At 62.4% G+C, this 13424-nt stretch carries 10 protein-coding genes; all 10 read right to left on the bottom strand.

What is annotated here, in order from left to right:
* Window positions 1-1217: 1217 nt before the first annotated feature.
* Window positions 1218-1655: a hypothetical protein gene (locus V6W80_RS10150; protein ID WP_338546895.1), complete on the bottom strand. Its 438-nt coding sequence runs from the start codon at window positions 1653-1655 to the stop codon at window positions 1218-1220.
* A gap of 77 nt (window positions 1656-1732) precedes the next feature.
* Entirely contained in the window at window positions 1733-1999 is a 267-nt protein-coding gene (locus tag V6W80_RS10145; protein WP_338546894.1) for a hypothetical protein, read from the bottom strand.
* Window positions 1996-2406, bottom strand: a complete 411-nt coding sequence (locus tag V6W80_RS10140; protein ID WP_338546893.1) for a hypothetical protein — start codon at window positions 2404-2406, stop codon at window positions 1996-1998. The genes V6W80_RS10145 and V6W80_RS10140 overlap by 4 nt, the downstream gene beginning before the upstream one ends.
* Window positions 2406-3716 carry a hypothetical protein gene (locus V6W80_RS10135; RefSeq protein ID WP_338546892.1) on the bottom strand — a complete coding sequence of 437 codons (1311 nt, stop codon included), beginning with the start codon at window positions 3714-3716 and terminating at the stop codon, window positions 2406-2408. Before V6W80_RS10135 ends, V6W80_RS10140 begins: the two co-directional genes overlap by 1 nt.
* 47 nt (window positions 3717-3763) lie before the next feature.
* On the bottom strand, window positions 3764-4282 hold the full coding sequence (locus V6W80_RS10130) for a lysozyme (RefSeq protein WP_338546891.1): 519 nt from the start codon (window positions 4280-4282) through the stop codon (window positions 3764-3766).
* Window positions 4283-4408: 126 nt separating this feature from the next.
* Window positions 4409-4891 (bottom strand): hypothetical protein, encoded by a 483-nt coding sequence (locus V6W80_RS10125; protein WP_338546890.1) that lies wholly within the window; start codon window positions 4889-4891, stop codon window positions 4409-4411.
* The gene (locus tag V6W80_RS10120) at window positions 4888-5415 is read right to left on the bottom strand and encodes a DUF4376 domain-containing protein (RefSeq protein WP_338546889.1); all 528 of its coding nucleotides are present in this window, start codon (window positions 5413-5415) and stop codon (window positions 4888-4890) included. The genes V6W80_RS10125 and V6W80_RS10120 overlap by 4 nt, the downstream gene beginning before the upstream one ends.
* A complete protein-coding gene (locus V6W80_RS10115) occupies window positions 5415-6977 on the bottom strand; it encodes a hypothetical protein (protein WP_338546888.1) in 1563 nt (520 codons plus the stop codon). Before V6W80_RS10115 ends, V6W80_RS10120 begins: the two co-directional genes overlap by 1 nt.
* Window positions 6977-7897, bottom strand: coding sequence for a hypothetical protein (locus V6W80_RS10110; protein ID WP_338546886.1), 921 nt, complete (start codon window positions 7895-7897; stop codon window positions 6977-6979). The genes V6W80_RS10115 and V6W80_RS10110 overlap by 1 nt, the downstream gene beginning before the upstream one ends.
* The gene (locus V6W80_RS10105) at window positions 7894-13368 is read right to left on the bottom strand and encodes a phage tail length tape measure family protein (RefSeq protein WP_338546884.1); all 5475 of its coding nucleotides are present in this window, start codon (window positions 13366-13368) and stop codon (window positions 7894-7896) included. The genes V6W80_RS10110 and V6W80_RS10105 overlap by 4 nt, the downstream gene beginning before the upstream one ends.
* Window positions 13369-13424 lie beyond the last annotated feature (56 nt).

Below are 13424 nucleotides of genomic sequence, written 5' to 3'. Positions count from 1 at the left end.
CCTTACCTTATGGAGAAACCACATGCAAAAAAAACAAGCGTTTCAAAACCTACTCGCGTTGATCATTAAAGGTCAACGTGAAAATGGCTGCCAGCAAATGACTACTGTCCAAGTGATTCGGCTTCTGAAGGGGCAGTTCCTTTCGGATTACGAAACTCCAGTTCACAGATCTTGGAATGCTGGAATCGGTAGGACGCTATCTGTGCTTTCTGAGGATCTTGGGATCCATCGTTCTGGTGATGTCCGGCTGAAAGACGATGCTGGTCATCGGACCAGATCTGCTGTCTGGGATCTCTAATCCGCCGAACCTGCGCCACGTTGTATCTGGTTGCAGATTTAGCCAGTCGTCTATCACCACATCGCACTATTGTGGTGATAGACGACTGCTGAAAGCTGCCAAATTTCACCCATCCATACTGCAGTAGTAGTTGTGTCTAGGTGCTGGCTTCGCTTCGGAAGCTGTCTAATCCGGTTTCGCCGCCTTGGCCGACTTTGCCCCAGTATTGGCGCGGTTTCGCCGGTTTCAATTAGACAGGTTTACCCCCTGCTCCGGCGTTCTGCCGACACCCAATCCTCTACGGATTCCCCTGCAGCGACATTGACACCAATCGTCCGACTTTCGAGGGAAAGTTAGCGCGCCAAGCAACCGCTCATAGGAGCGGTGGTCGATTACCTCTGAGAATGACCGGCCAGGAGACCGTATGCCAAAGAGCACATCATTCGCGTTCGGCCTGGTCTTTTGTGTTGTAGCGGGTGCTCTCGCGACCCTCGGCCTATCTGTCCTGCTTTTCGATTTCTGGTGAAGCGAACGCTTCTAGCTGATCGCCTCCCTGCTTCACCAAAACGGTATCTGCTTCCAGCGGCACCCTGGATCCTTTTCTCCGAAGCTCATTCACCGCGTGAAGCACTACCAGATTGAGGTAGTGGACGTCCTGCATGTGCTTTCGGTCGATTAACCTGGACACCTTAGCTGGCACTGAAGGATCTATCAGGGTGACCAACAAGCTACCGTCTGCCCTCCATTCCAGAAAGTGTCCAACCGGAGGATGCAACGAAGCTAAACGAGCTGCCAGCTTCTCCATATGCCACTCCCAGACAGTATTACTATTTGGACAATAGCTTGAGAAAACGCATTGGCAAATGCCAAACGGGGTATTTTTTTGCGGGACACTGCTACCAGAACGCAGCATTCATGCGGCCTAGAGCCGTCCGATAGCCTACCGCTTTCCCTGCAGCCAACTGACCTGGCTGCGCAGCCGATCGGCGTCCATCTTCTCGTCGATAGCCATCGCCCTGGCCGTAGCCAGCTCCCGGCGCAGGTGCTCGCTTTCCTTCTGCGTGACGATCACTGCCAGCAGCAGCTCGTGATACTTCACGTCGATCTCTTCCAGCGTTGGCGCGGGAGCACCATCGCCACCGCCAGCCATCCATTGCTGGACACTGAGCTGCTTGAAACCCCTGACTATTCGGACCTCGGTCCACAGGTGGTCGCGCTCGGCCAGCACCGCGAGCAGGTTCTGGCGCAGGCGGCCCATGATCCCGCGCATGATCGCGATCTCCTCGACGTAGAGGTCGCGCTGGTTCCTGATCATCTCCAGGCAGTCAGGGTCGAAGTCGTCACCCCCGAAGCTGCCGAACTCGTCGACTTGTTCCATGGCATAGCCCGATACTGGTTTTCCATACAGTAGTCAGGCCGGACTGGGCCAGCAAGCTTGACAGCGACGAACGGCAATCACTGGCAGCTGGCCACTGCCGCCACCAGCTCCCGCTCATAGCCGATCCGTTGCCGGCGCTCCGCCAGCAGCGCCCGTACCTTCACCTCTAGGCTGTCTTCCCGGCGCAGCCCCTCCGCCGCCCAGGCCGGAACCGCCGGCGCCTTCACTCGGCACGGCACCTGGATCGGCACCTCTACGCGCACCACGCGCGGCTCTGGCTCGGCAACGGGCTGGCCAGCGCACCCTGCCAGCGCGACCACCATTCCCACGATGATCCACCTCATAGCCCCAGCTCCTTGTCGATGATGGCCGCGGCGGCCGCTGCCGGGTCGCCTCCGGTGCGCTCCTGCTGCAGGCGATTGGCGGCCTGATAGTCCTCGCCGGCGGCCTTGGCGGCCTGCTGCTGGATCGGCTCGGCCTCCTTGGCGCGCTTCTCGGCGGCCAAACGGAGATCCGCCAGCGCCAGGTTCTGCTGCCCGACCTGCCCTTCCAGCGTGCTGCTGGTGGTACGGCAGGACGCCAGGATGCTGGCCGAGGCCTCCGCTGCTCTTGTCTTGGCGTCGACGATGGGCCGGTAGTGGCTGGCGGTCACCCAGTAGGCAGCGCCGGCACCCGCCAGCGCACCCACGGCGAGCAACACGACTGCGGCGACCCATAGCACGGCCACCCTGTACTGCTCGACGATGGCCATTACTGCACCCGATCCAGCAGCAGGGTCAGGAAGGCCTTCGGGATGGCCTTGAGCAGGATGTAGCCCACGTCGTTGGGATGGACCTTGTCGATGGTCGCACCATCACGGAGCTGGTCCTGACCGCTGGCGTCCCGGGTGCCGGTGATCGCCGCGGCGTAGCCGGACATGAGCACCACCCCGGACAGGCTCGGCAGGTAGTTCGCGTTGAAGTCCCGCCGGATGCTGTCCGCGGCGCCCACCGCCCGGTACTCGGTGTTGCACGGCAGCGCCTCGAGGATCGCCACCAGGGGCCGCTGACCCTTGCCCTGGAGCGTCGCCATCACTCTGGCCATCTCGCCCTTCGTCCGGCGCAGCGCCGCAGTGGTGATGCCGCCGGCGGCCACATCGTTCACCGACCAAGGCGCATAGAACAGCACCGTGGGCCGCACGCGATCGATGTGATCGTCCACCATCCGGCTGTAGACCGCGGGCGCCTGGGCATGCAAGCCGGCGTTCCAGTATTCGATGGGCCGTGCCGGCGTGCTCAGCTCATAAGCCGCGCGCTGGATGGCGCCATAGTCCCGGACATCGCCACCGAGACCCTCGACGATGCTGTCGCCGCAGAGCATCAGCTGGTGGCCACGGGCCTGGCTGACGTATTGGATCGCCGGCACCACGGCCTTGGCATCGCCGCCGCTGGAATAGACGTTGTTCTGGGTGAAGGCGCCCTTGTTGGTGACGCCCTGCACCTCTTGGTTCGAGCAGCAGTAGATGCGTGGGCCGATCGAGCGCCAGAAATACAGATCGTTGTTCGGCGTGGTCAGCTTGGAGCCGGCCGGGAATTCGATCCGGACCATGACGATGGGCCGGCCGTTGACGACATCGGTGCGCGCGACGCTGGGCAGATAGATCAGGTCGGACCAGGCCATGCTGTAGCGCTCCTCAGCGATCCGTGCCGGGAGGTCGACCGAGGCCGCGCCGTTGAAGGTGCAATCGATCCACTCGCCACCCTCGGGCGAGGTCTGCACCAGGTAGTTCGCGGCGGGCGCCGAGGCCGAGAGCCCGGCGCAGGCTTTCACGCCGGTAACCGCCGCGGTGTGGATGTTGGGGATGCCGATCCGGAAGGCCATGAACGGCGCCTCCAGTTCGATCTGCATATTGAAGGTGATGGCGTTGGCAGCGTCCTGGGTCTTCATCCGGCCGAACAGGTGCTTGGTCAGCACGTTCGTCCCGGTAGTCATCAGGCCATCGAGGCGACCCTGGTCGTCGAGCCGCTTGTAGAGGTCGCCGAACAGGCGCTGGAACGGTAGATCCGAGATAGGCAGGGGCATGGTCCCTCTCCTTGAGGTAACGCGGTGGGTACAGCGGGATGGGTGGATCAGGCGGTAGCGCGCTTGGCTCGGTCACCGTCGGCGATCGCAACGGCGGAGGTTGCACCCAGGAACATGGATCGCTCCGCGGTACGGCGCCGGGTCAGGCCGTACATCACCGCCCCATCGTTCTTGTTCCACACCAGGAACTGCTCGGCGGCGCCGGCGTAGTCCTTGGCGTTCAACTTGCGCAGGAGCGTCGATTCACCAAGGCCCTCCGCTTTGCCGTTCTGGTTCTCGTCCAAGCCCACGTTGTAAGCGAACGAGACCAGGGCATCGAACTGGCTCTGGTTCAGCGGCACCTTCACCAGGCGCCGGACACCCGCTTCGGTCTTAGCCAGGTCCTGTAGGAACGCGGCATCGGCCTGGGACTGGGTCCAAACCAGGCCGCGTCTGACCTCAGGGCCGGTGTGGCCCCAGCCGATGGTCCAGGGCCGGCCATCTACGCTGCCCGGGTCGGGGTAGGCAATCAGGCGACAGCTTTCGTAGTGGTGCATGAGGGCGACGCCCTCGGCGGATGTCCGCATGGATTTTCTCCGGGCAAAAAAAAGCCCGCGCAGTGGCGGGCTGATCGGGTTGGGTGTCCTCACGAGCGCGAGGATTCAGTGGGTAATAGTGCTATTTGGCGGGCGATTCCGCGCGAGCGTGAGGATTCAGCGCCGACCGTAGCGGCGCCGGCCGCCGAGGACCGGGCCCAGGTAGAAAACGGCGGCACGCGGGCGCGCCATGCCCTCCCCGGTCCGAGCCATGCGCCAAAGGATCTGGTCGCACACCTCTTTCGGGAAAAGCATCGTGCGGTACAGGAAGTCGTGCATGGCGCTCATGCGGTTGCCGTAGCCGGCGATATAGGCGTACAGCAGGACCGCCACCAGGGCGATCACCGCGGCGACGATGGCCAGCACCAGCGGTAGGCCGAACGCCGCGCTGAAGATGCCGAACACCACGGCGATGATCGCGCCCCAGCGGAACACCTCCCGGAGGAAGCGGATGCTGGCCAGGTCAGTGGGCGATGGCGCCGGGCAGGTAATCACGCCCACCACCGGGTCGTGGAAGGAGAACACCTCCTCCACCACCCACTCCCAGCGCGCCGTCTGCCGCATCAGCGGGTACCGGTCGAACTTGCCGACGGCGATCACCCGGGCCACCGCTCATCGAGCATGGCATTGGTGTAAGTGCCATCGGAAACAGCCGTCAGCAACTTGTCCTCCCGGTCATAACAAGCCTGGATGTGATCGCGAACGGCAGATGCGACAGCGATGATCATCTTGGCGTCTAGCTCGACCCGAGCACCATCGGCCATTTTCCACCGGCACACATAGCTGCTATCCAGCACGGCGGCCAAAGCGGCGCCGGTAATCAGCGATTGGCTGTCGGTGCTGGTATCGATCGGCATACCATCCAGGGTGGTTCCCGAAGCTTGCGCCTCGTAACGCCGGGCCGCGATCTGCTGCGTCAGTTGCTCGGGGGACACCGGAGGGGGCACGGGCTCCGGATCTCGCTCATCTACTACCTCCCAGCCGCCCTGCCCGTCCCATCGCGCCAACTCACTGGGCGGCGCAGTGGGCGTGCTTCGTTCAGGAAGCGGCCCGAGTGGGTCGACTTCGGTGACGTGAGAGTAATAGCCGCGGTCGTCCCAAACGTACAGCTTGAGCAATTCCATCAAACATTCTCCAAAGCTTTGATATAGGGAAGTACCGCCCCACCTACTTGAACGGTTGGCGTCAAGAATTGTGTCGCTGTGTCGTAGCTATATGAAGCGTTGTACCTGCGGATACGACCGTTGGTCCCATCAGTCTCCCACGCAATGTCGAAGCTGTTCTGGCCGAAAGCAATGAGCTTCGCCGAACTGTAAATTGTTCCTATATTCTCCAGAAGGTCGAAATTAACGCCGCCATCCCTTGATATCAGAGTTGCCGCTACTGGGTTGCCGCTGCTCTGGCTAAGGACGGCGGTGGCAACAAAAACCCCATCTTTGATCCTGGCACCCATATACAAGCTGGCCCGACTGTATGATATTGCCGTTAGTGCGGGGTTAACGCTTGTCTTATTGGTTCTGCTTGGGCTGTTCGCTGTTTTAGAGGTGTAGGGGAAATACAGTATTTCGCCAGCAACACCGCTGCCACCAGAAAACATCAGGATGTACCGATCACTGATCGCGAATGATCCTGCCGCAGACCCAGATGGGATGAGGGGAGTAAATCTTACTGGACTCCCTGGATTGGACGCAGGGATGACGATAAATGTGGCGTCGTTCGTCGATCTAAAGCATGCCGCCACAAAATCCAGCGAGAGATCCACCTCGACTTGGTTAATTTGCGCAGTTTGCTGAAACTGATAGGAGGGTTGGGCTATGGTGCCGGTGACGTCCGAGAGCACGGAGTAAGAAGCCGTAGAAGAACCGCTCGTAGAAACCAGGATCAACCAACTCCCGTTTCTATTACTTCTCACCAGAACATTGCTGTTGCTACTGCCCGTAAGAACGATACCGGCAGACCATGTTTCCCCGTTATCAAGAGAGCGGTGCAGTGTGCCGGTGGTCGTGCCAATTAGCCACACGCCATTGCCGTCGGTGTCAATCGACGCGATGCTGCCGCCCGGAGAATTGGGGATAGTAAACTTTGTTTTAGGTGTGGCTTCGATGCTGATTACAGTGTTCGACTTGAAATATAGTCTTACTCCGGATTTACCCTCGGCGATCGGGTTCGACAATGAACTACCGATGGAGAAGCTACTCGAGCCAGAAGTCAAGATCGGGCCAGTAGTAAAGTTGTCTCCAAGCAATCCGATCTTAGCGAAAAGGTCTGGATATGCTTTTTGTTGGTAGATCTTCCCGGTTTGAATGTAAGTTGAACCAGGGTTTCCTGCAGTAAGCAGGATGTCACCTACCTTTTGCCCCACGTCGCCGAACAGGACACTCTTTTCGTCTGGAGCCACGACAAGCGCTTTGCCCTTCTTCCCGACCAATGCAGGGATACCTGCGGAAGCCCCCGCTGCCGCGGCGTAGGTCTGGGCCTGCTGCGCAGCGGCTTCTGCGCGCGCGGCGTTGGAACCCGCAGTCTCGATGTTGGGCAGCACCGGATTGAGCGCGTCCAGCATCTGGTTGAGCTCGCCGACCATGCCCCGCTGAGCTGTCAGGCTGGCGTCAGCGCGCGAGACGAATACCTCTTCGGTGTCATCCTGGCTCGGCGCCGGGGGTAGCGGGGTGAGTTTGGAGATCGCCATCAGTTCAAGCTCCTGACTTCAGCGGTGGCTTCGCAATACGCCGGGTTGGCGATGTTGATGCCGAGATTTTCGAAACGGCCTACGGTGATCGTGGCTTCCATGCCCTCGGTGCCGATGTACGGACACACGGTGTCGCGCAGCTGGTCGAGGATGCGGGTGACGCGGGATAGGTCATCGGTTGGGATCCGGACGTCGTAATCCACCGTGCGGCGCGAGCCCCTGGCGATGATCGTCTCGTTGCCGAAGTCGTCGATGTCGGTGCGGCTGTAGGACTGGATCCCCACGCTGGTGCCGTAGATGGACTCGCCAATGGCGATCAGGCGGCCCAGCACCAGCAGGCCCACCCGAGCCTGCCCGCCTGGGTTGCTCACGATGACGCGCACCGTGGCCTGGCCGTAGGCCGGCAGGTTGGTCCTGACCATCGTCTCGGCCCGGTCGATCGGCGTGAAGTAGTACTCGTACCAGTTGTTTACGCCCCGGCGCTGCTGGCGGAACGTCTCGTTGTAGACCTCCTTACCACCTGGCGCCGTCATGATGATCTGGACCGTGGCCGCCTCCATGCCGAACAGCGCGATGGAGTTCACCACCTGCCCGGGCTTGAGCGTCACGTCGATCGTCTCAGCGTTGGTCGTAGCGGTACCGATGCGCCAGGTGTTGCCGGCCTTCTTGTCGAACATGCGCCACCGGCGGTTGGCGCCCAGATCCAGCCACTTCGCCGGTAGCGTCGCGTCGGCCGAGGGTGCAACCGCGGTGTTCTTCCCTGCCTCGCCCTGCCACTGCCAGACGTGGTGCGCATCCATGACCTTGTCGCCGACCGCATAGCCATTGGTCTTGGCGGGATTCCACCCGGGGGCATCGTCCTCGGCGACGTTGCTGGTCAGCGAGGCCTCCGTCACTGGAGCGGGTTTGATGAGCTTCATGCTGTCTCCAGTTTGACGCCGGTGTCGTTCTGCTGCCGCAGCTCATCGCGGGTACCGCGGGTGTGCTTGGCGATCTCACTGAGCGCCATACGCATATCCCGATTCTCCTGGCGCAGGGCCTGGAGCTCGCGAACCACTTCAGCGCTACCAGAGCCGCCGAGGATGCGTGAGGTCTCCGCTGCGGTATGGACGTAACCTGGCTTTGTGAAGTTGATGATTTCCGGCCCGCGCTCGCCGACCAGAGCAGCCCCAGGCGAATACAGCCCGCCATCGGCAAAGGCCGGAATCTTCAGCGCCGCCTCGGCCGCATTGTCGCCGTACTGTTGGCGATAGGCGTCGATGCCATAGACCGAGATGTAGTCGCGGGCGCCGGCGGCGATGGCCTTCTGCAGGTCGCCGGCCGATAGCGCGCCGCTGGTGACCTTCTGTTTCCAGAAGTCCAGGCCACCGGCGTCGGCATTGCGGCCGAGCAGCTGGCTGTAGATCCGGCTGATCTGGCTATCCAGGGAGGCGGTGCTGCCTGCCTCGTTCTGGCTCTTCTGGCCGGCATAGGCGGCGCCCAGAGCGGTGGCGAACTGTGCCAGCGCGTCCTTGACGCTGATCACGCTGCCATTGATCCCATTGAGCGTGTCGAGCTGCTGCTGCGCCAGGTCGATCTGGCCCTGGAAGGCCTTCATCTGCGCGTCGTAGGTCGACTTGCCCTGGTCCAACTGGGCCTTCAGCGTCTCAAGGGTGCGCTGCTCCACCGACAGTTGCCCGCCGGCGGCCTTGTTCAGCTCATCGATGAGATTGGCGGCCCGGCCCTGGTCCCGGGCGAAGTCTTCCCAGTTGCTGTAACGATCGGCAGAGTTGCCGGTGACCGCGTCCAGCGCCTGGTCCAGACCCTCGAAGTTGGCCAGCGAGCCACCCGCTTTCGCGATGGCTGCAGCCGACTCCAGCGTCGCCCGGCCCTGCTGGTACAGCATGGCCGTCGCCGCGTCGCTCTGACCCAAGAGATCCCGCAGAGCCCTGCTGAGCCCGCCGGTCATAGAGGTCAGGCTGCTGACGGCATCACTCGACGCCGAGATCCGGGCGCTCAGCGCGTCGGCTTGAGCCTTGTAGCTCTCGGTCAGCGCATCCTGCTCGGCCTTAATGGCGTTGGTGATTGCCGACATCGCCCGCTGCACGTCGGCGGTGTAGGCCTGCTGCATCGCATCGGCGTAGCTGATCCGCGCCTGGCGAGCCGCTTCCAGCTGCTTGGCAGCAGCATCGGCTGCGGACTTGGCCGCTTCTGCCTGGGCGTCAGCCAGGGCCTGCTGGGCATCCGCGGCCTCCTTGGCGCGGCGCTCGAGCACGTCGTAGGCCGAGGCAGCGGATCCCGCCTGGCCCAGCAGAAAACTGAGCGTCTTCTGGCCGGCGTCGTAAGTCACATCCATAGACTCGACGAGCTTGCGGTATTGCTCGCGCGTATCCGGCAGCACCAGATTGAACGCCTCGAACTGCTTGCGCAGCGCACCCAGGGCATCGTCCTCACGCTCGGTCTGCGAGAAAAAACCCTGGTAGTAGGTGTTCACATTGGCGCCGAACTGCTCCATGCCACCAGCGAACTGGCGCAGGGCATCGGCGGCATAGGCGCTAGCCGGGCTCAGTTTCAACGTCGTGACGTTGATCTGCTCCAGCCCGGTATTCACCGCCACCAGGTTATTCAGCAGCGACGTCAGCCCGCTGAAGGTCAGCCCCTCGCGGAACTGGCTGCCGGTGGCCACGTTGAGCTGGTCGGTGATGCTGTCGAACGTCTTATTGAACCAGTCGTTGATCAGCCCCTGGACCTCTTCCGAGGTTTTGTCCTTGGTGCTGAAAGTCGTGGTGGCTACCGTCAGGCCGTCGATGGCGCTTTCGGTCAGATCGATCCCGAACTGCTTATAGACGTTCTCGATGCCCAGCAGACCGGCGTAGTACGTGGCATCCAGCGCGTTCTGGTTGTCTTCCTCCAGGTCGCTGTAGCGGGTGCGCTTCTTGTTCTTGCCGAACAGGCCGCCCTTTTTCTTCTGGTATTCGTACTGCTGGGCGTCGAGCTCGCCGCCAGAGACGCCCAGCATCAAGCCGGTGTCCTTGGTCTGCCAGTCCCCGCCCCAGAGCGACCCACCCACGGTGCCGCCGAGGAACGCGCCGATGGCGGCCCCGATGGCAGTGCCGATGATCGGGATCACCGAGCCGATGGCAGCACCTGCGTAGGCGCCGGCCACGGCACCACCCGCACCGGTCACCGCGCCCTTGACGCCCGCCTGCTGATAGCCCGAGATGGCACCGCCAATGCCATAGCCCACGGCGCCGATGGCGGACAAGCCGGCATTCGCCGCGGTGCTACCCGCAGCTGCCCCGGTGCCCGCATAGCTCGCGCCGCTGACACCGCCCTGGACCAGGTTCTGGCCGAGTGCGTAGCCAGTACTGCCGGCAGTGGCCCCAATGGTGTTGGCGCCAACCGTGGCGGCGCCATTCCCAAGCAGATTGCCAACAGCAGACGCACCGTAGTTGTAGAGACCGGTGAACCCACCGGTGCTGTAGGCGTTCCACAGGTTCGCGCCAGTGCCGGTGATGAAGTTGTAGGCGCTGGATCCGTAGTTGTAGAGGCTGGCCAGATTCAGGCCGCCGCCCGAAGAGCCGCCGCCAGTGGTGAAGCTTCCGAACAGATCGCTGATGCTGCCGACGATACCGCCGCCGCTTCCACCCGACCCGCCCGCGCTGCTGATCAGCTTGCGCAGCTCGATCCGCGCGAAGTCCGCGATGATCGATTTCACCAGGTCCTTGAACGATGCCTTGGTCCCGGTGATGAACGAGAGGAGGTAGTCCTCCATGCCCTTCAGCGCATCGGTGAAGGCGCTGCGGGTCTGGCCGGCGACGTCTCGGGCGTTGCTCAGGTAGTCCTGCCAGGCTCCACGGGCACCGTTCGCCCAGTCGGCTTGGGCCACCTGCAGCTGGGCGTAGTTGTCCTGGACCTGCTTGGCAAGGGCGATCTGGTTCTCGCGCAGCTCCTGCTCGCGCTTGGCATAGGTCTCGGCGCTGATCGAACCCTCGTCCCGCTGGCGGTTCAGTGCCTTGAGGTCCTCGATATAGCGATCGTTCAGGCGATTGAGCTGCTCGAACAGAGCGGCCTGATCTTTACCCATGCCGACTGCTGCAGCTGCCCGTTCACCTTGCAGGCGCAGCGCTTCCACCTGGGCCTGCAGCGAAGCGGTATAGGCGTTCGATGCCAGAGTCAGCTTGCGGAGCCTGCCCTCCTCCTCGGTCTGCAACGTGGCGCGCTTGGTGTCGAGATCGGCGAGAGCCTTGGTTCGCGCGGTTTCCGCATCGTTGAGCTGGTTGGTCAGCTGGATGCGCTGCTGGGCCGACAGGTTGGCACGACCCTGCAGCTGTTCAATCGCAGCGATCTGGGCGCCATAGGCCTCGGTGACCTTGCCGCGCTCCTGGTCCAGCAGCGTGACGCGCTGCTGATAGACATCGGCTTGGCTGATCAGCCCGGCACGACCCAGGGCCTCGATCTTCTTCTCGGCCGAGTCGTATTCGCCGACGATCAGCTTGAGGTTGTTCTGCAGCTGGTTGACGGAAGCGGTATCAAGGGCGATTGCCTTCGCCTTCCTGGCATCGCCGAATATCTTCGCCCTTGCGGCTGCTACCTGATTGGTGATCTCGAGCTCGGATTTGCCTAGCAGCAGCGCGTCCTGGCGGATCTTCTTCTCTTCATCAGCGAATCTTTGCTCTTTGGAGCGGTTCGCCTCCTCCCGCTTTGACCAATCGTCCGAGGCCTTGATGGCCTTCGCCTGATTGTCCGCAGCAACTCCGCGGGCCTTCGCGATGGCATCCTCGGTGTCCCTTTGTTGCTCAGCCAGAACCAGCTGAGCGCGCAACTGCTCAATCTGAACCTTGCGCTTTGCATCCTCTCGGGACGCCTGCAGTCCGCCCGTGCTACTGGTGACGCTCTCCAGTTCAGCAATCTGCTTTTTCAGATTGTTGATCTTGTCCTGCATGGTGTCAGGACGGCCGATGTTGAGCATGGAATCCCATGCGGTTTTGGCCATGTTGCCGAGCGAAGCCCAGGCGCTTTCAATGCCCCCGAGGTTCCGTTTTATCTCGGCCGAGCGCTCTGTCAGGGCTTTCGCATAGGCTTCCTCGGCGACCCGAGCAGCTTCTTGCTTGTTGCCCTGCTCCTCCAGCGCCTTGATCTGCTCGTACACAGCCAGGGTGAGGAAGCGGTATTTCTCATTGAGCGTGGCCGCAGCCTTCGATGGCTCATCCGCAAGACGGACGAACTCACCGATCACATCTTCGATTGCCCTTCCAGTGGCGCTGGAGAAGGCGACTGCAGCCCTCCCGATGATTTCGAACTGAGAGGCGGGGATCTTGGCGCTCTCGGCCAGCAAGACCAATGCCTCGGAGGCTTGTCCAGTGGTACCGGTGGTGCGCGAGATCGACGCCGCCATGTCGGCCATCTGGTCCGTAGAGATCCCAGCGGCATTGCCGGTCAGGATGATCGCCTTGCTGTAGCGCGTTGCCTCTTCGCTGCCCTGGTAATAGGCCACGCCAAGGACCGCCACAGCAGCGGCCGCGAGGGTGAACGGGTTCACCAGGCCGAGGACGTAGCCGCCCAGAGCCTTCGCAGCCGGCCCTACGCCACCGAACATGTCCTTCAGCTGGCCGCCCTGCTGCAGCAGTACGGTCAGGGGGGCCTGGCCGGCCTGGAGGCTGACGACGATGTCGGTCAGCTGGGCAGGCACTCCACGCATCGCCGCGGCGGTCGCCTTGGCAGACATGCCGGTGCGGTCGAGCTGGGTGTCGAAGCTGCCCAGGCCAGCGCGGGTCTGCTCCAGGCGGCTGTTGTATTGGTCAAAGGTGTCGGCATCGATGAGGCCCGACTTCTTGAAGCTCTGGAGCTTGCGCTGCTGGGCATCCAGGCGGTCCAGGGCCGCGACAGTAGGGTCGATCTGGCCGAGCAGACGTGCGACTTGGTCGCCCTGCTCCTTGATGGCGCGCGTGGTCTTGGGTGCGGTGGTGGCCACTGCCTGGTTCTGCGCGGCAACTGCCTGCAGAGAGAAGGTCATGGCGCGGATTTCGGCCGTGGACTGGCCCACCACGGTGCCCAGGTTCTGCAGCAGCTGCGCGGTCTGGCGCTGCTGGGCATTCAGCTCCCGCAGCTCGGTGACGGTCAGGCCAGACGATTTGGCCAGGTCGCCCAGGACCTGGGCGGCGTACTGCTGTTTGAGGTTCAGCGCGGCCAATTCGGCGTTGGCACGGTTGGCGGATTGCGCCACCTCACCCATCGCCCGAGCGGTATCGCCAGCCGACTTCGCGGCTTCGCGCTGCTTCAGATTGAGCGCCGCCATCTCCTGGGCGGTGCGGGCGCCAGACTGGACCAGCTTGTCGAGCGCATCAGAGGCCTGATCGGCCTCCTCGGAATTTACGCGGATGCCGAGTTGTGCAATGGACGGTCCGCTCATGCTTTTCTCCGGGCATAAAAAAACCCGCCGAAGCGGGTTTCAGTTTGCTGCCCAGG

The sequence above is a fragment of the Pseudomonas benzopyrenica genome (genome assembly GCF_036884265.1).
Taxonomy (GTDB): Bacteria; Pseudomonadota; Gammaproteobacteria; order Pseudomonadales; family Pseudomonadaceae; genus Chryseomonas; species Chryseomonas benzopyrenica.
Note: the sequence above shows the minus strand (reverse complement) of the source record. Positions and strands in the feature narration are given on the sequence as shown.

Coding starts and splice junctions, on each gene's coding strand:
- V6W80_RS10105 (WP_338546884.1), bottom strand. CDS start 13,368: ATGAGCGGACCGTCCATTGCACAACTCGGCATCCGCGTAAATTCCGAG.
- V6W80_RS10140 (WP_338546893.1), bottom strand. CDS start 2,406: ATGGCCATCGTCGAGCAGTACAGGGTGGCCGTGCTATGGGTCGCCGCA.
- V6W80_RS10150 (WP_338546895.1), bottom strand. CDS start 1,655: ATGGAACAAGTCGACGAGTTCGGCAGCTTCGGGGGTGACGACTTCGAC.
- V6W80_RS10120 (WP_338546889.1), bottom strand. CDS start 5,415: ATGGAATTGCTCAAGCTGTACGTTTGGGACGACCGCGGCTATTACTCT.
- V6W80_RS10130 (WP_338546891.1), bottom strand. CDS start 4,282: ATGCGGACATCCGCCGAGGGCGTCGCCCTCATGCACCACTACGAAAGC.
- V6W80_RS10115 (WP_338546888.1), bottom strand. CDS start 6,977: ATGGCGATCTCCAAACTCACCCCGCTACCCCCGGCGCCGAGCCAGGAT.
- V6W80_RS10110 (WP_338546886.1), bottom strand. CDS start 7,897: ATGAAGCTCATCAAACCCGCTCCAGTGACGGAGGCCTCGCTGACCAGC.
- V6W80_RS10145 (WP_338546894.1), bottom strand. CDS start 1,999: ATGAGGTGGATCATCGTGGGAATGGTGGTCGCGCTGGCAGGGTGCGCT.
- V6W80_RS10135 (WP_338546892.1), bottom strand. CDS start 3,716: ATGCCCCTGCCTATCTCGGATCTACCGTTCCAGCGCCTGTTCGGCGAC.